This window comes from Planosporangium thailandense (assembly GCF_011947195.1).
In the GTDB taxonomy this organism is placed as follows: Bacteria; Actinomycetota; Actinomycetes; order Mycobacteriales; family Micromonosporaceae; genus Planosporangium; species Planosporangium thailandense.
Genome location: NZ_JAATVY010000004.1, coordinates 242,983 through 264,300 on the forward strand (window position 1 = coordinate 242,983; position 21,318 = coordinate 264,300).

Consider the following 21,318-nt stretch of genomic DNA (forward strand, 5'->3'; position numbering starts at 1 on the left):
CAGGATCGCGGCTGTGACGACCCCCGCCGCAGCCCTCGATCAGGATCCCGACCCGGCGCCGCCCCCGGCGCGCGACGGGGGATGGCGGCGGGAGGCGCTGATCGCGCTCGCCGTCGCGGTGGCGCTGGCCGTCCTCGGGTTGCCGCTGGGCCTGCTGTGGCGGGTGATCACGCCCAAGGTCGAGTTCGTGATGACCGACCAGGGGCCGACGACCGTGCAGTCGGAGCCGGAGGGCTTCGTCGCCGCCGACGGCTCGTACGTGCTGCTCACCTTCGCCGTCGGGTTGATCGCCGCGATGGCCGTCTGGGGGCTCCTGCACCGGCGGCGTGGACCGCTGATGCTGCTCGGGCTGGCCGTCGGCTGCGCCGTGGGCGGGGTGCTGACCGCATGGCTGGGGCACATCATCGGATACGACCACTACCGGTATCTGCTGTCCCACGCCCGGGTGGGCACGCATTTCCCGCGCCCGCCGGCCGTCCGGTCCGGCTCGTCCGGCCTGTGGCTCGGATTCCTTCCGCGCGCGCAGGGCGCGGTCCTGGTGCAGGCGGTGACCGCCACGGCGATGTACCTGCTGCTGGCGGCCTTCCACGCCGAGCCCGACCTGCGTCAGCCGGCGGTACCCGCCGAGCACCCGGATGGGATCAGTTCGGAGCCGACGGAGTCGCCAGCTCCGACAGGTTCGCCGGCACCGCCCGGATCTGATCCAGCAGCGTCACCTCGCGATTGAGCAGGCTGCGTTCGGTCCGCAGGCGGCTCGCGGTGTCCGGCAGGGCCAGCAGCTGCTGGCGCTCGTCGAGGGTCAGCGTGGTCGTGGCCGCGACCAGGTGCGACAGCACGTTGGGGTCGTCGGGCAGCTGTTCGCCGACGGGCAGCGCGTCGCCGCGCATCATGCGCAGGTAGCGCTGGAACACGGCCAGGACGCCGGGGGCGATCGCGTCGGCCAGCCCCGGCTCGCCCGGCTCCTCGTCCAGCCACTCCACCTCGGCGTTGAGGTACGCCGCCGACGTGGTGTCCACGTCCAGGACGCGGAACCGGCGGCGGCCGACCGTCACGATGTCGAAGCGGCCGTCCGGATGCTCGGTGACCTGCCGCACCACGGCGCTGCACCCCACGTCGTACAGGCTGGGCGCGGAGCCCGGGGTCGGCGCGGCGGCCGGCTCGCCACCGGGCGTGGCGTGCTCGACCTCCCAGCCGCTGCGGATGGCGATGACGCCGAACTCGCGCGCCTCGTCGGCGGGCAGGGCGATGAGATCGCGGACCAGCTCCCGGTAGCGGTCCTCGAAGATGTGCAGAGGTAGCACCAGGCCCGGGAACAGGACGGTGCCGAGGGGGAACAGCGGAAGCGCTGCGGTCACGCCGCTGAGCGTATCCGACGGGAATTCGGGCACCCCGAGGGTCAGCGGCTCTGCCCGAGGTACACCAGTACCGCGAGGACGCGGCGGTGGTCCTCGTCGGTGGCCGCCAGCCCCAGCTTGCTCATGATCGACCCGACATGGGTCTCGACGGTGCGCTCGGTCAACCACAGTCGCCGGGCGATGCCCACGTTGGTGCGGCCCTCCGCGACCAACGCCAGCACCTCCCGCTCCCGGGCGGTGAGCGAGGCGAGCGGATCGCTGGTCCGCAGGCCCCCGATGAGCCGCCCGACCACCTCCGGGTCGAGCGCCGAACCGCCAGCGGCCACCCGGCGCAGCGCGTCGAGGAAGTCGTCGACGTCGAACACCCGGTCCTTCAGCAGGTACCCGAACCGGCCACCGGCCACCAGCTCCACCGAGTGCCGGGTCTCCACGTGCTGGGACAGCAGCACGATGCCGAGCTGGGGCCAGCGGGCCCGGACCTCGCGCGCCGCGCGGGCGCCGTCGTCGGTGTGGTCGGGTGGCATGCGGACGTCGATGATCGCGAGATCGGGCCCGGTCGCGTCGACCGCGGCGACGAGAGACGGCGCGTCGGGCGCCTTGGCGACCACCTCGTGCCCGGCGTCGGCGAGCAGGCGGGCGAGCCCCTCGCGGAAGAGCGCCGAGTCCTCGCCGATCACGATCCGCATGGCAGCTCCGCCTCCACCAGCGTGCCGTGGCCGAGCGGGCTGGTCAGGCGGAGCCCGCCGCCGGCCGCCGCGACCCGGTCGACGAGCCCGGCCAGGCCGGCGCCGGGCAGCAGCCGGGCCCCGCCCCGGCCGTCGTCGCGAATCTGTACGGTGAGCCGGCCGTCCACGCGGGCGACCCGCAGCCCGATGGTCGCCGCGTCGGCGTGCTTGACCGCGTTGACCACGGCCTCGCTCGCCACGTAGTACGCCGTGGTCGCCACCTCGTCGGGCAGCCGGTCGGGGCACACGTCCAGGGTCACCGGCACGGGCACGGTGCCGACCATCGTCGTCAGCGCGTGCGCGAGCCCGTCGTCGAGACTGCTGGGCCGCAGTCCGTGCGCGATCTGGCGCAGCTCCGCGACGGCGGTCCCGAGTTCGGCGACGGCCTGGTCGAGCACGCCATCGACGTCGACCGAGCCGTCGCCGAGGTGGCGCTGCGCCAGACGGAGCGCCATGCCGAGCGACACCAGTCGTTGCTGCGCGCCGTCGTGCAGGTCGCGCTCCAGCCGGCGGCGCTCGGAGTACCCGACGTGCAGCAGCCGGGCGCGGCTGGACTCGACCTCGCGCAGCGCCTGGCGCAGCTCGGCGCGCAGCCGGACCACCTCGACCGGCAGCGCGCACACTCCGGCGACCTCACGTAGCAGCTCACGGGAGGCGGCGCCGCCGGGTACCAGGACGCCGATCTCCTCGCCGCCGAGGCGTACCGGTACCGGCCGCCGCCCGGCCGGTTCCAGCGGCGCGCCGGCCGCGTCGACGTACGTGGTCGTGCCGGGCAGCCGGTACCCGACCCGTAACTGCGGGTCGCGCAGCGCCACCCGGAGCGCCGCCTCGAGCTGCTCCGGCCGGGCGGTGCCGGCGTGGGTACGCCGACCCAGGTCCTCCACGGTGGCGAGCGCCGCCTGCCGGCGGGGGTACAGCCGCCGGTCCACCCGCCGCTGCAACCGGGTACGCAGCGGCGCCAGCGCGGCGGCGCACAGCGCGGTGGCCACCGCGGCGGTGACCGCTGACCGCCGGCCGAGCGCGAGCCCGCCCAGCAGCGTCGCGGCGGTGTAGAAGCCGAGCAGGCCGGCCGTGACGATGCCGTACGTGACGGTGGCGCTGATCGCGCGGTCCACGTCGTACAGGTCGTGGCGCAGGATCGCGATCGCGGTGGCCGTCGGGACGGCGAGGAACGTGGCGGCCAGCCCGACCAGCACCAGGTCCGGCCCGTCGAGAAACAGGTAGCTGCACCAGCACAGCAGCAGCGTCCCGGGTACGAACAGCGCGCCGAGGGCGAACCACTTGACCTGCGCGCGGCGTACCTCGTCGGGCTCCCGCCGGTACCGCACGACCATGGCGGCGGCGGTCGCGGCGAGCAGCCCGAGCAGGACCGGCAGCAGCGCGATGGCGGCGACCTGGGCGATCCGGAACGCCGTGCCGTGCACGGTGCCGAACGCGTGCGGCACGTGCGCGAACGGCGCCGGGAAGGGGGTCGGGTCGAGCGCCGCGAGGACCGTGAACGCGACCGGCACCACGACGAGGCCGGCCACCACCCAGCGCCAGCGTCGCCCGGGCAGCCGGCCGGTGGGAAACAGCAGCGCCAGCAGGGCCGGCGGCACGTACAGGAACATCCAGGTGCCCGGCTGCAGGGTGACGACGAGCGCCGAGACGGGCACCAGATCCGGCCGGTGGGCGACGGCCGCGCCGTAGCTGTCGCTGCCGGTCATCCAGATCGGGATCAGGCCGACCAGGACGAGCAGCGGCGCGACGGCGTTGTCCGGTCGGCGGCCGGCGACCACCAGCCCGAGCGCGACGGAGACGAGCCCGAGCAGGACGCCCACGCTCACGTACCACAGCGCGTAGCCGCTGCCGGACAGAGCCGCGAGTGTTACCGCCGTCCCGGCGAGGAGCAGGGTGAGCAGGGCCGTCGCGTACGCGATCCGGCGCGGCAGGTGTCGGGTGCCCGGCATGCGCCTCACGGTAGGCCGCGAAAGCGTCGATGGGGATACGTGCCAGCACGTAGATCTGACCCGCGACAGCCCCGATGACCTCCGGCCGCGCCCGGCGAAGACTTCGGCGTACATCAGCCGACCCCGTACCGGAGGAGCGCACCATGAGCCGTTCGAAGGGCTTCGTCACCGGCCTCGTCATCGCAGGCCTGCTCGCCCTGGGTGACATCACCACCCCGATCACCAGCGACGGGGAGCACCCGCCGCTGGCGATCGGCCTCGTCATCGCCGCCATCGGACTGCTGACCGTCGCCGGCATCGTGCTCGCCTGGCGCGGACGCCGGGGCGGGGTGACGACCATCGTCGTGACCCGGCTGCTGGCGGCGGTGACCGCGGTGCCGGCGTTCATCGCCGACGGCGTGCCGGCCCCGGCGCGGATCGTCGCGGCGGTGGGCATCGTCATCACGCTGCTCGCGGTCGCGCTCGTCGCGCCGCAGCTGCGCCGCCAGCCCGCCGTCGCCTGACCGCCGTCCGTACCGAAGAAGGGGAGTGCCACCATGAGCACAGTGCTGGGCCGCACCGGGCTGGCCGTCTCGCTGTTCCTGGCGCCCTGGGGCTTCGTCGTCGCCAACGCCTCGTACGCCTGGGCCACCCGCAACGGCGGCGACGACAGCACGGGCGCGAACGCCCTCGCCCTCGCCGCAGCACACCCGACCATCCTCAGCGCCGCCATCCTCGCCGCGATGCTCGGCTCGCTGCTGATGGTGCCGGCCGCCATCGGCGCCATGCGGCTGATCGGAGACCGGGCCGCCAGGCTCGGCCTCGTGGGCGGCGTCCTCGTCGCCGCCGGGTACATCTGCTACTTCTCCGTCGCCCAGAGCTCTTTCACCGCGCTCGCGATGGTGGACAACGACGGGCCGCGCGCCGAGTACGCGGCAGTGCTCGACGCCAGCCAGCAGAACCCGCTGGTGATCTGGGTGTTCCTGCTGTTCGTCCTCGGCAACCTGGTCGGCACGTTCCTGCTGGGCCTCGCGCTCTGGCGCAGTCACCGCGTGCCGGTCTGGGCCGCGGCGGCGGTGATGGCATGGCCGCCGCTGCACGTGATCGGGCTGATCGTCGGCAGCGAGTGGTTCGAGGTGACCGGGGCGCTCCTGGAGACCGTCGGGTTCGCCGTCGTCGGGGCGCGGCTGCTCGGCCGGTCGCCCGAGGTGGTGGCCGCCACGCCGGCCCTGGCGACCTGAGCCACGCCCTCGGGCACCGCCCGGGTACGCCGACGGCGCGCCCGGGCGGTGCCGCGTAGGTCTCACTCACTGGACGGAGCACGTCTCGCTCCGTGAGAGCCGCCTAAACTTCAGGTGTGCTGAACCGGATCGACCTGCGCGGCTCGTCTGCCGACCCGCGCCGCCTGCTGCCCCGCGCCGCCCTCGACGTCGCCGCCGCCATGGAGCGGGTGCGACCGGTCGTCGAGGCGGTCCGCGACCATGGCGCCCGGGCGGTCATCGAGGCGACGGAGCGCTTCGACGGCGTCCGGCTGGACACCCTGCGGGTACCCGCGACCGAGATCGAGGCGGCGGTCGACGCCCTGGACCCGGCGCTGCTGTCGGCGATTCGCGAGGCGATCGTCCGGGCCCGCAAGGTCCACTCCGACCAGCGCCGCGAGGATCACACGACCCAGGTCGTGCCCGGCGGCACGGTCACCCAGCGCTGGCGGCCGGTCCGCCGGGTGGGGCTGTACGTACCGGGCGGCCGCGCGGTCTACCCGTCGAGCGTGGTCATGAACGTCGTGCCGGCCCAGGTGGCCGGCGTGCGGTCGCTCGCCGTCGCGAGCCCGCCGCAGCGCGAGACCGGCCGGCCGCACCCGCTCGTGCTCGCCGCCTGCGGGCTGCTCGGCGTCGACGAGGTGTACGCGGTCGGCGGCGCTCAGGCGGTCGCGCTGTTTGCCTACGGGACCGAAGAGTCCGAGCCGGTCGACCTGGTCACCGGGCCGGGCAACATCTGGGTCACCGCCGCCAAGCGACTCGTACAGGGGACCGTCGGCATCGACGCCGAGGCCGGCCCTACGGAGATCGCGATTCTCGCCGACGACACCGCCGACCCGCGTCACGTCGCCGCCGACCTCATCAGCCAGGCCGAGCACGACCCGCTCGCGGCGAGCGTGCTCGTCACACCGTCCGAGACGCTGCTGGCCGCCGTCGAGGCCGAGCTGACCAGGCAGGTCGCCGCGACCAAGCACACCGAGCGGGTGACCACGGCGCTCACCGGCGAGCAGTCGGCCGTCGTCCTCGTCGACGACCTCGACCAGGGGCTGCGGGTGGTCGACGCGTACGGCGCCGAGCACCTGGAGATCCAGACCGAGAACGCCCGCGCGGTCGCCGAGCGCGTCGACAGCGCCGGGGCGATCTTCGTCGGGGCCTGGTCGCCGGTGTCGCTGGGCGACTACTGCGCCGGCTCCAACCACGTCCTGCCCACCGGCGGCTGCGCCCGGCACTCCTCAGGCCTGTCGGTGCAGACGTTCCTGCGCGGCGTGCAGCTCATCGAGTACAGCGAGGAGGCGCTGCGCGACGTCGCCGGCCATGTCGTCACCCTCGCCGAGGCCGAGGACCTGCCGGCGCACGGTCAGGCCGTGAGCGTGAGGTTCGACCAGTGACCGACTTGACCGACCTGCCGCTGCGCGACGAGCTGCGGGGGCTGCGGCCGTACGGCGCGCCCCAGCTCGACGTGCCGGTGCGGCTCAACACCAACGAGAACTCGTACCCGGTGCCCGACGAGGTCGTCGACGCCATCGCCAAGGCGCTCCAGGGCGAGCTGCGCGACCTCAACCGGTACCCGGACCGCGACGCGGTGGCGCTGCGCACCGACCTCGCCGCCTACCTCGGGCACGGGCTGACGGCCGCCCACACGTGGGCCGCCAACGGCTCCAACGAGATCCTGCAGCAGCTGCTGCAGGTCTTCGGCGGGCCGGGGCGCACCGCGCTGGGCTTCACCCCGGCGTACTCGATGCACCCGCTGATCTCGGTCGGCACCGGCACCCGCTGGATCGACGGTACGCGCGCCGAGGACTTCACGCTCAGCGTGGAGCACGCCGTGGCACAGGTGCGCGAACACCGCCCGGACGTGGTGTTCCTCTGCTCGCCGAACAACCCGACCGGCACGGCGATGCCCATGGACGTGATCGAGGCGGTGACGGCCGAGGCGACCGGCATGGTCATCGTGGACGAGGCGTACGCCGAGTTCGCCCGGCCCGGCACCCCGAGCGCGCTGACGCTGCTCCCGGCGTACCCGCGGTTGGTTGTTTCCCGCACGATGAGCAAGGCGTTCGCCCTGGCCGGCGCCCGGTTGGGGTATCTCGCGGCCGCCCCGGCCGTCGTCGACGCCGTCCAGCTCGTCCGCCTGCCCTACCACCTGTCGGCGCTGACCCAGGCCGCCGCCCGCGCGGCGCTGGCCTGCGCCGACACGCTGCTCGGCACGGTCGAGGCGATCAAGGTGCAGCGCGACCGGATCGTCACCGAGCTGCGCGCCCGGGGTCTTTCCGTTGCCGACAGCGACGCCAACTTCGTCCTGTTCGGCGGGCTGGCCGACAGCGCCGGGGTGTGGCGGCGCATGCTTGATCACGGGGTGCTGATCCGCGACGTCGGCTTGCCCGGCTGGCTGCGGGTCACCGCCGGTACCCCCGACGAGACCGACGCCTTCCTGGCCGCATTGGATCGGAGTCTGCCGTGAGCCGCACCGGACGAGTGGAGCGCAACACGCACGAGTCGAAGGTGCTCGTCGAGGTCGACCTCGACGGCAGCGGCTCGGTCGAGGTCAGCACCGGCATCGGCTTCTACGACCACATGCTCGCGCAGCTCGGCAAGCACGGCGGGTTCGACCTTCGCGTGCAGACGTCAGGTGATCTCGAGGTCGACGCCCACCACACAGTCGAGGACACCGCGCTCGCGCTGGGTACCGCGTTCGCCCAGGCGCTCGGGGACAAGGCCGGCGTGACCCGCTTCGGCAGCGCGATCGTGCCGCTCGACGAGGTGCTCGTGCAGGCGGCCGTGGACCTGTCGGGGCGCCCGTACGTGGTGCACGACGAGCCGACGAACATCGCCCCGTACATCGGCCCGGTGTACCCGACGAGCCTGACCCGCCACATCTGGGAGTCGTTCGGCCACACCGCACGGATCACACTGCACGTGAGCGTGCTGCGCGCGTCCCGGCCGGGCGCCCAGCCCGACGCTCACCACGTCGTCGAGGCGCAGTTCAAGGCGGTCGCCCGGGCGTTGCGCCAGGCGGTGGCGCTGGACGGGCGCGCCGGCATCCCGAGTACCAAGGGGGTGCTGTAGGTGGCGGCGCGCGTCGTCGTCCTGGACTACGGCTCGGGCAACCTGCGCTCGGCGCAGCGGGCCCTCGAACGCGTCGGCGCTGCCGTCACCGTCACCGCTGATCTCGACGCGGCCCGCGCGGCCGACGGTCTCGTCGTGCCGGGCGTCGGCGCCTACGCCGCCTGCATGGCCGGCATCGACGCGGCGGGCGCCGGCCCGGTCATCGCCGAGCGGGTCCGCGACGGCCGGCCCGTGCTCGGCATCTGCGTCGGTATGCAGATCCTCTTCTCCGCCGGTGCGGAACATGGCGTGGTCACGAAGGGGCTCGGGCTGCTGCCCGGCACGGTGACCCGGCTGTCCGCGCCGGTCGTGCCGCACATGGGCTGGAACACCGTCGACTGGCCCGCTTCGTCGTTGCTGGGTCGGGGCCTTTCGCCCGACACTCGCTTCTACTTCGTGCACTCCTACGCGGCGCCGCCGGCGGTCGAGGGCGCCGCGGTGGCCACGGCGACCCACGGCGCGGCGTTCGCGGCCGCCGTCGAGGCCGGCCCGCTGTCGGCGACCCAGTTCCACCCGGAGAAGTCCGGCGACGCCGGGGCGGCGCTGCTCGCCAACTGGGTCGGCTCGCTGTGAGAACGTCCCGTGAGTAAGGAGCGCGCCTTACGCCGGGCGGCGCGCGAGGCCGAGGCGCAGAAGGCGCGGGTACGCCGGGAGCGGGCGGCCCGCCGCCGCGCGCTGCTGGCCCGGCTGCGTCCGGCCGTACCCCGCCGGGGGCGCTCCGGCCGGCTAGCGTCGGGGGTGACCCGGGCCGAGCGGGCCGCCATCACGGTCGGCGCGCTGACGGCGGTAACGTTCGTCTGGCTACTGGTCGACGGCCTGTCGACCCGCATCGCGCTGACCGTGCTGGTGGCGCTGTGCGTACCCGTACTGTTCGTACTCACCGTGGACCGGAGGACCTGACGTGGCCCTGACCCTGCTGCCCGCTGTCGATGTGGCCGACGGCCAGGCCGTACGCCTCGTCCAAGGAGCCGCCGGCAGCGAGACGGTCTACGGCGACCCGCTCGAGGCCGCGCTCGCCTGGCAGCGTGACGGCGCCGAATGGGTGCACCTGGTCGACCTGGACGCCGCGTTCGGCCGGGGCTCCAACGCCGAGCTGCTCGCCAACGTGATCAAGCGCCTCGACGTGGCCGTCGAACTGTCCGGGGGCATCCGCGACGACGAGTCGCTGCAGCGGGCCCTGGCGACCGGGGCGGCCCGGATCAACCTGGGCACCGCCGCGCTGGAGAACCCGGACTGGACCGACCACGTCTGCGCCACGTACGGCGACCGGGTCGCGGTCGGGCTGGATGTGCGCGGGCACACCCTCGCCGCCCGGGGCTGGACCAAGGACGGCGGCGACCTGTTCGAGGTGCTCGACCGGCTCAACCGGGCGGGCTGCGCCCGGTACGTGGTGACCGACGTGCTGCGCGACGGCACGCTCACCGGCCCCAACGTCACCCTGCTGCTGCAGGTCTGCGAACGCACCCACAAGCCGGTCATCGCCAGCGGCGGGGTCTCCAAGCTCGACGACCTGCGCCAGTTGGCGGCGCTCGAACCGGCCGGCGTGGAGGGTGTGATCGTGGGCAAGGCGCTCTACGCGGGCGCGTTCACGGTGCCCGAGGCGCTGGCCACGCTGGCGGAGGACATCACGGTGGCGGACACCGCGGCGGAGGACAGCTCCGCGGAGCAGCAGTGATCAGCCGGCTCGGGTCGGGCGGCCCGTGGGAGGAGACGATCGGCTACTCGCGCGTCGTCCAGGCCGGCCCGCTGGTGCTGACGGCCGGATGCACGGCCACCGTGGACGGGGTCGTCAAGCACACCGGGGACGCGTACGCGCAGACGCTGCTCGCCGTCGAGATCGCGCTGGAGGCGGCGGGGCAGTTCGGCGTGACGGCCGAGGACGTGGTGCGCACCCGCATGTACGTGGTCGGCGTGGAGAACGGTGACGCGGTCGGGCGGGCGCACGGCGCGGTGTTCCGCGACATCCGCCCGGTCGCCACGATGGTGTTCGTGGACCGGCTGATCGACCCGGAGATGCTGGTCGAGGTCGAGGTGGAGGCATACAAGCCGTGACCGTCGCGGTACGCGTCATCCCGTGTCTGGACGTGGACGCCGGGCGCGTGGTGAAGGGGGTGCGCTTCGCCGACCTGCGGGACGCCGGTGACCCGGTCGAGTTGGCGGCCGCCTACGACGCCGCCGGCGCGGACGAGTTGGTCTTCCTCGACGTCACCGCGTCGGCCGACGAGCGGGCCACCATGCTCGACGTCGTCCGCCGCACCGCCGAAAGCGTGTTCATCCCGCTGACCGTCGGCGGCGGGGTCCGCTCGGTGGACAACGTCGACACCCTGCTGCGGGCGGGGGCCGACAAGGTCGGCGTCAACACCGCGGCCATCGCCCGGCCGGAGCTGATCGCCGAGATCGCCGATCGCTTCGGCAGCCAGGTGCTCACCCTGTCGCTGGACGTACGCCGGTCGGCCGAGCAGCCCAGCGGGTTCGAGGTGACCACGCACGGCGGCCGGCGCGGGGCCGGGCTCGACGCGGTCGAGTGGGCCGCCCGCGCCGCGGAACTGGGCGCGGGGGAGATCCTGCTCAACTCGATGGACCGGGACGGCACGAAGGACGGGTTCGACCTGCCGCTCATCGGCGCCGTCCGGGCGGCCGTGGACATCCCCGTGATCGCCTCGGGCGGCGCGGGCGCGGTCGAGCACTTCCCGCCCGCGGTGTCGGCCGGCGCGGATGCGGTCCTGGCCGCGAGCGTGTTCCACTTCGGCCAGCTGTCGATCGCCGAGGTCAAGACCGCGCTGCGCGCCGACGGCCACCCCGTCCGCTGACCCACCGTCCGGCCGGATCGACGGCCGTGACTCCGCCCCGGAGCGCCGATATCGTGCGTGGATGGTTTGGCTCAACCCTCCCGTCGCGCCGCCGATGACTCTGACTGAGTGGGGTGTCAGGTCAGGCAGCGAGGGAGGTGGCGCGCCATGCTGAAGAACGTCCCGGCATGGGCGCGGTTCCTGATCGTCGGGCTGCTGATGATCGTCCCGTACGTGTGGTTTTCGGACGGCCCGCTGCAGCAGTTCTGGTACGACGCGGTCGCGACGGCCGGTGTCGCCGCGATGGCCGTCGGGATCCGGCGCAACCGGCCGGAATGGGCGGCGGGTTGGTGGCTGTTGGTCGTGGGCCAGGCGCTGAACGTCCTCGGCGACGGCATCTACTTCTACGTGTACAACGTCCTGCACCACGACGCTTTCCCGGCCCCGTACGACATCCCGTACCTGCTCAGCTACGTGTTGATGGTGCTCGGGCTGCTGTCGCTGCTGCGCCGGCGCAACCACGGGCGGGACCGCGCCGGCCTGGTCGACTCGCTGATCCTCGCAAGTGCGTTCGCGCTGCTGAGCTGGGTCTTCCTGATGAGGCCGGTGGCGGAGGACAAGTCACTCGGCCTGCTCGGCCAGTTCGTCGCGATGGCTTACCCGACGCTGGACCTGCTCGTGCTGGCCATGCTCGCCTGGCTGCTCACCAGCGACGGCCCGCGCAACGTCGCGTTCCTGCTGGTCACCGCGAACATGGTCGGCTTCCTGGTCGGGGATTACTTCTGGGCGTTCGCCCAGCAGACCATGTACAACCCCAGCAACCTGGGCAGCCGGCTCATCGACTGCGCGTACCTGGTGGCCTACGTCTGTTTCGGCGCCGGGGCCCTGCATCCGGGAATGGTCCAGATCGGCCGGCCCGTGGGCCCGGACCGGCTCCAGTCCATGACCGTGCAGCGCCTGGTGCTGCTCGCCGCCGCGACCCTGATCGCCCCGGCGCTGCTGGCCTGGCAGGCGTGGCACGGGCACGGGCAGGTACACGACGCGTACGCGATCGTGCTCGGTTGCGTGGTGATGTTCCTGCTGGTCGTGGCTCGAATGATGATGCTGGTACGCCAGGTGCAGGCGCAGGCGGTGGTGCTGGAGGAGCAGGCCGACCGGCTGCGCGAGGTGGCCCAGCAGGACCCGCTGACCGGGCTGCCCAACCGCCGCGCCTGGAACGCCGCCCTGCCCGCCGCGCTGCAGCGCGCCGCGCGGGACGGCACGCCGTTGACCCTGGCCGTGCTCGATCTGGACCACTTCAAGCAGTTCAACGACGCGTACGGCCACCAGGCCGGCGACCAGCTACTCAAGGAGGTCGCGGTCGCCTGGGCGGACAACCTGCGCGCGGTCGACCTGGTGGCCCGCTACGGCGGCGAGGAGTTCGTCGTCCTGCTGCCGGGCGCCACCGCCGCCGAGGCGGTGGCGCTGCTCGACCGGTTGCGCCCGCGGACCCCGACGGGCTGCACGTTCTCGGCCGGCGTGGCCACCTGGAACGGCGCCGAGAGCGCCGACGAACTGGTCGCCCGCGCTGACCGGGCGCTGTACCGGGCCAAGGACGCCGGCCGTGCCCGGATCGAGTGCGCCGAGGCCACGGTCACCGCATAGCGGCGCTATGCCGATGACGGTGAGGCGTCGGGCTCTGCGGCCGGCCCCGGCACCAGGGGCTCCACGGCCCCGGCGGGCTCGATCGCCGGCGGGCGGACCGCGAACAGCGGGATGAACACGTGGGCCAGCGGGCCGATCGACACCGCGTACAGCAGCGTCGCCCAGCCGACGGTGCCGCCCAGCAGCCAGCCCACCACCAGCACGGTGACCTCGATCGTGGTGCGGACCAGGCGGATCGAGCGACCGCTGCGGGCCACGTACCCGGTCATCAGACCGTCGCGCGGGCCCGGGCCGAGCCGGGCGCCGATGTACAGGCCGGTGGCGATGCCGTTGAGCACGATCCCGCCGATCAGCAGCGCCCAGCGGGCGGCGAGGGCGCGGGGCGTGGGTAGCAGCGCCATGGCCGGGTCAACCACGAGCCCGATCACGATCGCGTTGCTGATCGTGCCGATGCCGGGGAGCTGACGCAGCGGGATCCACAGCAGCAGGACCGCGACGCCGACGGCGATGACCACGAGGCCGAAGTTCAGGCCGGTACGCCGCGCGACCCCCTGGTGGAACACGTCCCACGGGTCCAGCCCGAGCCTCGCATTGATCATGAGTGCCATGCTCACGCCGTAGCAGACCAGACCGACGTACAACTGGATGAGACGTCGCGGGAGCCGGTGGCGCAGTGGCATCGGTACTGGCTTGCTAGTGGCACTCATGCATGACACTCTGAAGGCCAATCGGTGATGTCGATAGAGCCAATTTGGGGTGAGTGGCCTTGGCCGGCAGTGTTCGTGGCTCCCAGCTCGCGCGGCTCCTGGGCGGCTGGCAGGCCTCCAGCGGGCCGGCCGGCGCCGGCCGGCCGCGCGGACCCGAGTACGCGAGACTGGCCGCCGCCGTCCGCGGGCTGCTCACCGACGGCCGGCTGTCGCTCGGGCTGCGCCTGCCGGCCGAGCGGGAGCTGGCCCAGGCGCTCGGAGTGAGCCGTACCACCGTGACCGCGGCGTACCGGATGCTGCGGGAATCCGGCCACCTCACCAGCCGTCGGGGTGCCGGCAGTTGGACCGCGCTGCCCAACGGGCACCGGATCGGCACCTCGGGCCTGTGGGCGCCGATCGAGGACGCCGGCGTCATCGACCTGGGCCAGGCGGCGCTGCCCGCCCCGCCCGAGTTCACCGACGCGGTCGCCGCGGCCGCCGAGGACCTGCCGCCCTACCTCGCCGGCGCGGGGTACCACCCGATGGGGCTGTCGGTGCTGCGGGAGGCGATCGCCCGCGAGTACACCGAGCGCGGTCTGCCGACCCTGCCCGACCAGATCATGGTCACCTCGGGCGCACAGCAGGCGCTCGACCTGGTGCTACGGCTGCTCGTCGCGCCCGGACAGCGGGTACTGCTGGAGACGCCGACCTACCCCAACGCCCTCAGCGCGGTCATCGCCAGCCGCGCCCGCGTCATCGGGTACGCGCTCGGCGACGCCGGTTGGGACGACGACCTGATGCTCGGCACGCTCCGGGACGCCCGGGCCCGGTTGGCGTACCTCATCCCTGACTACCACAACCCGACCGGCCATCTCATGGACACCGCGCTGCGGGAGCGGCTGCCGGCCGCCGCGCACGCCGTGGGCACCGACGTCGTGGTCGACGAGTCATTCGCCGACCTGCGGCTCGACGGGCCGCCACGCCCGCCGGCGGTGGCGACCTTCGACCGCGCCGCCCGGGTGCTCACCATCGGCGGGATGAGCAAGCCGTACTGGGGCGGCCTGCGCATCGGCTGGATCCGCGCGGCCTCGTCGATAGCCGCCCGGCTGGCCGCCGCCCGGGTCGCGGTGGACATGTCGTCGCCGGTACTCGACCAGCTCGTCGCCGTCCACCTGATGGCCTACCGGGAGCGGGTGGTCGCGGCGCGGCGGGCGCAGGTGGCCGCGCGCCGGGACACGCTCGTCGCCGCGCTGCGCGCCCACCTGCCCGGGTGGCGGTTCGCCGTGCCGCACGGGGGCTTGTGCCTGTGGGTGGAGCTGGACGCCCCGGTCTCCAGCGCGCTCGCCCGCGCGGTCGAGGAGCTGGGCGTACGCGTCGCGCCCGGGCCCCGCTTCGGCGTCGACGGCACGATGGAGCGGTTCCTGCGGCTGCCGTACACGCTGCCGGAGGCCGACCTGGTCGAGGCCGTACGGCGGCTGGCGCGGGCCCGCGAGAACCTCGACCACGCGCCGGTCCGCCCGCTGCGCGCGCCGGCCATCGTGGCCTGAAAGCTGGCGTTCAGGACAGCTGGGCCACCGCCCCCGCGTACATCTGGTCGATGTCGTCGGCGAACTTCTGCTCCACGACGCGGCGCTTCACCTTCATCGACGGGGTCAGCTCGCCGTCCTCGATGGACAGGTCGCGGTGCAGGATCACGAACCGCTTGATGGTCTCCCAGCGGTTGAGCCGCTCGTTGAGCTGCCGCACGTAGCCGTCGACCAGCTCGCGCACCTCCTTGGAGGACACGATCTCGGCGTACGGCCTGCCCTCGAGCGGGCCACCCGCCGCCCAACCGGCGATCGCCTCCGGATCGAGCGTGACCAGCATCGTGCAGTAGTTGCGCGCCTGGCCGACCACGATCGCCTGCGAGGTGTACGGGCAGATCGACTTGAACAGCCCCTCGACGTGGCTGGGCGCGACGTACTTGCCGCCCGACGTCTTGATCAGGTCCTTCTTGCGGTCGGTGATCCGCAGGTAGCCGTCGACGTCGATCTCGCCGATGTCGCCGGTGCGGAAGAACCCGTCCGGCGTGAACGCGGCCGCCGTCTCCGCGGGCAGGTTGTGGTAGCCGCGCATCACGGGCACGCCGCGCAGCAGGATCTCCCCGTCGGTGTCCAGCCTGACCTCCAGGTCGTCGCCGAGGGGCTGGCCCACTGTGCCGACCCGTACCTTCTCCGGGCGGTTGACGAACGAGCCGGCGAACGTCTCGGTCAGCCCGTACCCCTCCAGGATCGGCATGCCGGCGGCGTAGAAGAACTCGGCGATCTCGCGGGCCAGCGGTGCCGAGCCCGACACCAGGCCGCGCATCCGGCCGCCCATCTTCGCGCGCAGCTTGGCGAACACGAGCTTGTCGGCGATCGCGTACCGGACCGCGAGCCCGGTCGGCACGGATCTGCCGGCCTGTCTGAGCGCGGCGACCTGCTTGCCGACGCGCAGCGCCCAGGTGAAGATCTTCCACTTCGCGCCGCCGCCGGCCTTCGCCGTGGTCACCACGACGTTGTAGACCTTCTCGAACACGCGCGGCGCGGCCGCCATGACGGTCGGCCGGACCGTACCCAGGTTGTCGATGATCTTGTCGACGCGGCCGTCGACGTAGGTCGGCATGCCGACGTAGATCACGCCGCACAGCAGCGTCTTGCCGAACGAGTGCGACAGCGGCAGCCAGAGGTACTGCAGGTCGTCGGGGAGCAGCAGGCCCAGGTCGGACTGCTTGGCCCCCTGCCAGACCCAGCCGGCGTGCAGCAGTTCGACCCCCTTGGGTCGGCCGGTCGTGCCCGACGTGTAGATGAGGGTGGCCAGATGGTCCGGGCCGATGCCCTCGACGATTCGCTCGATCAGGTCGGGCTGCCGGGCGAGCAGGTCGTCGCCCCGGCGCTCGAGCTCGGCGAGGGTGAGCGTGGGCACGTCGGCCGCACCCGGTTCGCCATCTATGACAATGATCGCGGCGAGGTCGGGGAGGGTGGCGCCCTTGACCTTCGCGGCCTGGTCGGGGTTCTCGGCGATGAGCACCTTGGAGCCGGAGTCGCCGACGATGAACGCCGCGTCGGCGGGCTCGGTCGTCGGGTACACCGTCGTGGTCGCCGCGCCCGCGCACATCACGCCGAGGTCGGCGAGCACCCACTCCAGGCGTGTCCCGGCCAGGATCGCGACCCGGTCCTCCGGGCGTACTCCCAGCTCATACAGGCCGGCCGCGATCGCCTTCGCCCGCGCGGCGACCTGCGACCAGGTCAGCCACAGCGGCGCACCGGCGTCGCCCGGCGCGGGGCTCGCGAACGCGCGACCGCCGGGCGTCGCCGCCACCCGCTTGAGGAACATGTCAGGGATGGACCGGTAGGGCAGCTCAGTCAACGGTGGCCTCCGCGGGGGGTGAGCGTGATGGGGGTCACGGCCAGTGTTACTGAAGAGTAATTTGTGGCCGCCGCTCTCGGCTAGCCCCTCCTGGTCACACGCCGAACGGCGCGTTACGTATGATGCCGATCAATTTCTCGGGACCCTTGAGATCTACCCGGGCGGCGCGCTGGCGGCCGAAGAAGAACAGCAGCAGCTCGCCCGGATCGCCGCTCACCGTGAGCGCCGGTGCGCCGTCGCCGACCGTGAACGCGCCGTGTCCGGGCGCTTCGACGCGGGTCGTCGCGCCGACCCGGCGCACCGCGCGGGGAGCCAGCCCCCGCACCCGCTGCCACAGGCGCTCCGCCAGCCCGGCGTCGAGGGGGCGGGGCCGCCAGCCCGGCCGGCCCCGGCGGACATCCTCGGTGTGGACGAAGAACTCGATCGTGTTCGCGACCTCGTCGACGGCCGGCAAGTTGAGTGGGCTCCACCACGCGCCGTGGCGGACGAGGTCGACCAGCTCCTCGTACGGGTGGCCGTCGCGGTAGCCGCGCTGCACCCGCGCCGTCCAGCCGGCCAGCGGTTTCAGCACGATGCCGGGAGCCGCGTCAGGACGGCGCTCGCGCAGCACCACGTGGGCCGCGAGATCGCGCGCGGTCCAGCCGTCACACAGGGTGGGGGCGTCCGGCCCCGCCGCCAGCAGGGCATCGGCGAGGGCGGAGCGCTCTGTCCGGGCGTACCGGGGCATGGCCCCATCGTAGGTGTTGATCATCTGTGAGGACAGACACAGCCGGAAGCTGACGTGCACGGAGGCAGCCGGTTCTGGTAAGGATGGACACCGCGTGTGGTGACTTACCCCAGGGAGCGGCGTTGGGTGGCGACGGAGTACTCGGCAAGGGTCTTCGGGTACTCGGTCACAGTATCCGTGAGCAGCCGTTGATGTTCACCCTCGGCGTGGTCGGCAGCGTGCTGTACAGCGTGCTCATCATCGCCGGGGCGTTCGTCGTCGGCGGCGTCGTCGGCCGGGTGGTGGTGCCGGCGGTCGAGCACCGCCACGCGCCGGCCGCGCCGGTGGCCCTCGGCGCCGGGCTGATCTTCGCCGTCGGCGCCGGCCGGGTCGCCGGACTGTACGGCCGGCGGCTGGGGGCCGGTGCGATGCAGTACCGCCTCCAGGCCACCTACCGTCGCCGCGTCACCCGCCGGTACCTGGAGCTGCCCGTCGCCTGGCACCACCGGCACGCCACCGGCACCCTGCTGTCGAACGCGAACTCCGACGTGGAGGCGGCGTTCTACCCGATCGCGCCGCTGCCGTTCGGCGTCGGCACGGTCGTGATGCTGGTCGTCGCCATCGCGTCGCTGTTCGTCACCGACTGGGTACTCGCGCTCGTCGGTGTCGCGGTGTTCCTCGCGCTGCTCGGCATGAACGTCACGTACTCGCGGCGGATGTCGCCACGGGTCTCGGCGGCCCAGCGGCTGCGCGCCGAGGTCTCCGCCGTCGCGCACGAGAGCTTCGACGGCGCGCTCGTGGTCAAGACGATGGGGCGCGAGAGCGAGGAGACGCAGCGGTTCGCGGCCAAGGCCGGTGAGCTGCGCGACGCGATGATCCGGGTCGGCCGGGTACGCGGACTGTTCGACCCGGCCCTCGACGCGCTGCCCAGCTTCGGCACCCTCGGCGTGCTGCTGGTCGGGGCCTGGCGGCTGCGCCAGGGCGCGATCGGCGTCAGCGACCTGGTGAGCGTGGCGTTCCTGTTCACGGTGCTGGCGTTCCCGATCCGCGCGATCGGCTGGGTGCTCGCCGAGCTGCCGCGCGCCGCCGTCGGCTGGGAACGGATCCAGAACGTGCTCACGGCAAGCGGTGACATGGCGTACGGCGACGCCGAGCTGCCGGCCAGCCCCAAGCCGGCCGCCCTGAGCTTCGCGCACGTCGACTTCGCTCACCTGGACGGCCAGCCGGTCCTGCACGACGTGACCTTCGAAGTACCGGCCGGGCGGACCGTCGCGCTCGTCGGACCCACCGGATCCGGCAAGTCCACCATCGCCTCGCTCGCCGCCCGGCTGGTCGACCCGGTAGCGGGCACCGTGAGCGTCGACGGCGTCGACGTCTCGACGCTCACCCACGAGTCGCTGGCCGCGACCGTCGCGCTGGTGCCGCAGGTGCCGTTCGTCTTCGACGACACCGTCCGCGGCAACGTCACCCTCGACCGGCCCGGCGTCGACGACGACGTCGCGTGGCGGGCGCTGCGCACCGCCCAGGCCGAATCCTTCGTCTCGGCGCTGCCGCACGGCCTCGACACCACGGTGGGGGAGCGCGGCACGACGCTGTCGGGCGGCCAGCGCCAGCGCCTCACCCTGGCCCGGGCGCTGGCCGGCGGGCCCCGGCTGCTCATCCTCGACGATGCCACCAGCGCGGTCGACCCGCGCGTCGAGGCGGCGATCCTGTCCTCGCTGCGGGAGCGCGAATCGGGAACCTCCATCCTGGTGACCGCGTACCGCCGCGCCACCATCGCGCTCGCCGACGAGGTCGTCTACCTCGAACACGGCCGGGTGGTCGCCCACGGCACCCACGCCGATCTGCTGGCCACCGTCCCCGGGTACGCCAACCTCGTCACCGCGTACGAGAAGGCCGACGCCGAACGGGAACGCGAGAAGGCCTTCGACGACGAGGAGGTCTCCGCGTGACGACGGCTGTGACCGGTGCGTCGACCTGGCGCACCCTGCGGCGTGGCCTCGCCATGTCGCCCGAGCTGCGCACCGGCCTGGCCGGCACGCTCGTCCTCGCCGTGATCGCGACGGCCGGCCGGGTCGCCGTGCCGATCGCGATCCAGCAGGGCATCGACCGCGGCCTGCCCGCCTCGGGCGGTGCGAAACTCGGCGTCATCGCCGGGATCGTCGGCCTCACCGCCCTCGTGCTGCTCATGACGATGACCAGCGCGTACCTGATGAACGTGCGCCTGTACACGGTCAGCGAGACCGCCCTGGCGGCCATCCGGACGCGGACCTTCCGGCACGTCCACGATCTGTCGATGCTGCACCAGCAGAGCGAGCGGCGCGGCTCGCTGGTCTCCCGGGTTACCGGCGACGTCGACCAGATGAGCCAGTTCCTGCAGTACGGCGGGGTGACGCTGCTCGTCAGCACCGGTCAGCTGACCATCACGACCGTGGTCATGGCGATCTACTCCTGGCAGCTGACCCTGGTCGTGTACGCGGCGTTCCTCCCGGTCGCGTTCATCATCCGGCTCTTCCAGCGGCGCTTGACCGCCGCGTACGCGGCCACCCGGGTGCGCGTCGGCGTGATGCTCGCCGCGATCTCCGAGAGCGTCGTCGGCGCCGGTGTGATCCGGGCGTACGGGGTGCGCCGGCGTACCGAGCGGCGACTCGACGCCGCCATCGAGGACAGCCGCGCGGCGCAGTACGGGGCGCAGCGCATCAGCGTCAACGCCTCCACGGTCGGCGAGTGGGCCTCCGGGCTCGCGATGGCCGGCGTGGTGATCGTGGGCGTCGCGCTGGGCGTGGGCGGCCACCTCAGCGTCGGGCGGCTCACCGCGTTCCTCTTCCTGGTCAACCTGTTCGTCCAGCCGGTGCAGATCTCCACCGAGGTGCTCAACGACGCCCAGAACGCGCTCGCCGGCTGGCGCCGCGTCCTCGACGTGCTCGACCAGCAGCCCGACGTGGCCGACCCCGGCGAGGCCGGCCGGGACCTGCCGCCCGGCCCGATCGACGTCGTCTTCGAGCACGTCCACTTCGCCTATCCCGGTGGACCCGAAGTGCTCAGCGACGTCGACCTCGCGATCGCCGCGCAGACCCGGGTGGCGGTCGTCGGCGAGACCGGCAGCGGCAAGACCACCTTCGCGAAGCTGCTGACCCGGCTGATGGATCCCACCACGGGTGCGGTGCTGCTGTCCGGCGTACCGCTGACGGACGTGCGGTTCGCCTCGCTGCGCCGCCGCGTCGTGATGGTGCCGCAGGACGGCTTCCTGTTCGACGCGAGCGTCGCCGACAACGTGCGCTTCGCCCGGCCCGAGCTGAGCGACGAGGATCTGTACCTCGCCTTCGAGGAGCTGGGGCTCGCCGACTGGGTGGACGGGCTCCCCGCCGGGCTGTCCACCCAGGTCGGGGAGCGGGGTGAGGCGCTGTCGGTCGGGGAGCGCCAGCTGGTCGCGCTCGCCCGGGCGTACGTGGCCGACCCCGACCTCCTCGTCCTCGACGAGGCGACCAGCGCCGTCGACCCGGCGACCGAGGTACGGCTGCAGCGGACCCTCGACGCGGTCACCCGCGGCCGGACCACGATCGCCATCGCGCACCGGCTGTCCACCGCGCAGTCCGCCGACGAGGTGCTCGTCGTCGACGCCGGCCGGGTGGTCCAGCGCGGCCCGCACGACGACCTCGTACGCGATCCCGGCTCGGTGTACGGGCGGCTGTACGCGTCCTGGCTGGAGCAGACCCGGTCGTCGTAATCAGCGG

The 21,318-nt window shown here is 73.1% G+C and carries 21 protein-coding genes; 15 read left to right on the top strand and 6 right to left on the bottom strand.

What is annotated here, in order from left to right; translation table 11 throughout:
• Positions 1 to 13 precede the first annotated feature (13 nt).
• Positions 14 to 727 (top strand): DUF2567 domain-containing protein, encoded by a 714-nt coding sequence (locus HC031_RS08770; RefSeq protein ID WP_167924691.1) that lies wholly within the window; start codon positions 14 to 16, stop codon positions 725 to 727.
• Here the strand turns inward: HC031_RS08770 and HC031_RS08775 are convergent.
• Genes HC031_RS08775 through HC031_RS08785 form a run of 3 tightly spaced genes read right to left on the bottom strand, consistent with a single transcriptional unit; the run spans position 642 to position 4,029 of the window.
• Positions 642 to 1,355: an LON peptidase substrate-binding domain-containing protein gene (locus HC031_RS08775; protein WP_167924692.1), complete on the bottom strand. Its 714-nt coding sequence runs from the start codon at positions 1,353 to 1,355 to the stop codon at positions 642 to 644. The two genes, HC031_RS08770 and HC031_RS08775, sit on opposite strands and share 86 nt — an antisense overlap.
• 41 nt (positions 1,356 to 1,396) lie before the next feature.
• A complete protein-coding gene (locus tag HC031_RS08780; RefSeq protein ID WP_167924693.1) occupies positions 1,397 to 2,041 on the bottom strand; it encodes a LuxR C-terminal-related transcriptional regulator in 645 nt (214 codons plus the stop codon).
• A complete protein-coding gene (locus HC031_RS08785; protein ID WP_167924694.1) occupies positions 2,029 to 4,029 on the bottom strand; it encodes a sensor histidine kinase in 2,001 nt (666 codons plus the stop codon). Before HC031_RS08785 ends, HC031_RS08780 begins: the two co-directional genes overlap by 13 nt.
• A 143-nt stretch (positions 4,030 to 4,172) precedes the next feature.
• Here HC031_RS08785 and HC031_RS08790 point away from each other — a divergent pair, with 143 nt between their 5' ends.
• The 11 genes from HC031_RS08790 (at position 4,173) to HC031_RS08840 (ending at position 12,805) form a co-directional block, all read left to right on the top strand.
• The gene (locus HC031_RS08790) at positions 4,173 to 4,532 is read left to right on the top strand and encodes a hypothetical protein (protein ID WP_167924695.1); all 360 of its coding nucleotides are present in this window, start codon (positions 4,173 to 4,175) and stop codon (positions 4,530 to 4,532) included.
• Positions 4,533 to 4,565: 33 nt separating this feature from the next.
• Positions 4,566 to 5,249 (top strand): hypothetical protein, encoded by a 684-nt coding sequence (locus HC031_RS08795; protein WP_167924696.1) that lies wholly within the window; start codon positions 4,566 to 4,568, stop codon positions 5,247 to 5,249.
• Positions 5,250 to 5,365: 116 nt separating this feature from the next.
• The gene (gene hisD / locus HC031_RS08800) at positions 5,366 to 6,655 is read left to right on the top strand and encodes a histidinol dehydrogenase (protein ID WP_167924697.1); all 1,290 of its coding nucleotides are present in this window, start codon (positions 5,366 to 5,368) and stop codon (positions 6,653 to 6,655) included.
• The gene (locus HC031_RS08805) at positions 6,652 to 7,728 is read left to right on the top strand and encodes a histidinol-phosphate transaminase (protein ID WP_167924698.1); all 1,077 of its coding nucleotides are present in this window, start codon (positions 6,652 to 6,654) and stop codon (positions 7,726 to 7,728) included. The genes hisD and HC031_RS08805 overlap by 4 nt, the downstream gene beginning before the upstream one ends.
• Positions 7,725 to 8,333: an imidazoleglycerol-phosphate dehydratase HisB gene (gene hisB / locus HC031_RS08810; RefSeq protein ID WP_167924699.1), complete on the top strand. Its 609-nt coding sequence runs from the start codon at positions 7,725 to 7,727 to the stop codon at positions 8,331 to 8,333. Before HC031_RS08805 ends, hisB begins: the two co-directional genes overlap by 4 nt.
• Positions 8,334 to 8,945: an imidazole glycerol phosphate synthase subunit HisH gene (gene hisH, locus HC031_RS08815; RefSeq protein ID WP_167924700.1), complete on the top strand. Its 612-nt coding sequence runs from the start codon at positions 8,334 to 8,336 to the stop codon at positions 8,943 to 8,945.
• 9 nt (positions 8,946 to 8,954) lie between these two features.
• On the top strand, positions 8,955 to 9,272 hold the full coding sequence (locus HC031_RS08820) for a hypothetical protein (RefSeq protein ID WP_167924701.1): 318 nt from the start codon (positions 8,955 to 8,957) through the stop codon (positions 9,270 to 9,272).
• Between the two features lies 1 nt (position 9,273).
• Entirely contained in the window at positions 9,274 to 10,047 is a 774-nt protein-coding gene (gene priA, locus HC031_RS08825) for a bifunctional 1-(5-phosphoribosyl)-5-((5-phosphoribosylamino)methylideneamino)imidazole-4-carboxamide isomerase/phosphoribosylanthranilate isomerase PriA (RefSeq protein ID WP_167924702.1), read from the top strand.
• A complete protein-coding gene (locus HC031_RS08830) occupies positions 10,044 to 10,424 on the top strand; it encodes a Rid family hydrolase (protein WP_167924703.1) in 381 nt (126 codons plus the stop codon). The genes priA and HC031_RS08830 overlap by 4 nt, the downstream gene beginning before the upstream one ends.
• Positions 10,421 to 11,182, top strand: a complete 762-nt coding sequence (gene hisF / locus HC031_RS08835) for an imidazole glycerol phosphate synthase subunit HisF (RefSeq protein WP_167924704.1) — start codon at positions 10,421 to 10,423, stop codon at positions 11,180 to 11,182. The genes HC031_RS08830 and hisF overlap by 4 nt, the downstream gene beginning before the upstream one ends.
• Positions 11,183 to 11,329: 147 nt before the next feature.
• Complete coding sequence (locus HC031_RS08840) at positions 11,330 to 12,805, top strand: GGDEF domain-containing protein (RefSeq protein ID WP_167924705.1); 1,476 nt, start codon at positions 11,330 to 11,332, stop codon at positions 12,803 to 12,805.
• A 5-nt stretch (positions 12,806 to 12,810) separates the two neighbouring features.
• On the opposite strand, the gene yczE is transcribed toward HC031_RS08840, so the two are convergent.
• Positions 12,811 to 13,512, bottom strand: coding sequence for a membrane protein YczE (yczE, locus tag HC031_RS08845; protein ID WP_240942249.1), 702 nt, complete (start codon positions 13,510 to 13,512; stop codon positions 12,811 to 12,813).
• 59 nt (positions 13,513 to 13,571) lie between these two features.
• Here yczE and yczR point away from each other — a divergent pair, with 59 nt between their 5' ends.
• Entirely contained in the window at positions 13,572 to 15,038 is a 1,467-nt protein-coding gene (gene yczR / locus HC031_RS08850; RefSeq protein WP_167924706.1) for a MocR-like transcription factor YczR, read from the top strand.
• A gap of 10 nt (positions 15,039 to 15,048) precedes the next feature.
• On the opposite strand, the gene HC031_RS08855 is transcribed toward yczR, so the two are convergent.
• Complete coding sequence (locus HC031_RS08855; protein ID WP_167924886.1) at positions 15,049 to 16,845, bottom strand: AMP-dependent synthetase/ligase; 1,797 nt, start codon at positions 16,843 to 16,845, stop codon at positions 15,049 to 15,051.
• Between the two features lie 127 nt (positions 16,846 to 16,972).
• Positions 16,973 to 17,605, bottom strand: a complete 633-nt coding sequence (locus HC031_RS08860; RefSeq protein WP_167924707.1) for a TIGR03085 family metal-binding protein — start codon at positions 17,603 to 17,605, stop codon at positions 16,973 to 16,975.
• A gap of 83 nt (positions 17,606 to 17,688) precedes the next feature.
• Between HC031_RS08860 and HC031_RS08865 the strand changes: the two genes are divergently transcribed.
• Both HC031_RS08865 and HC031_RS08870 read left to right on the top strand, forming a co-directional pair.
• Positions 17,689 to 19,536, top strand: coding sequence for an ABC transporter ATP-binding protein (locus HC031_RS08865; protein WP_167924708.1), 1,848 nt, complete (start codon positions 17,689 to 17,691; stop codon positions 19,534 to 19,536).
• Positions 19,537 to 19,589: 53 nt separating this feature from the next.
• On the top strand, positions 19,590 to 21,311 hold the full coding sequence (locus tag HC031_RS08870) for an ABC transporter ATP-binding protein (protein WP_167924887.1): 1,722 nt from the start codon (positions 19,590 to 19,592) through the stop codon (positions 21,309 to 21,311).
• Positions 21,312 to 21,318 lie beyond the last annotated feature (7 nt).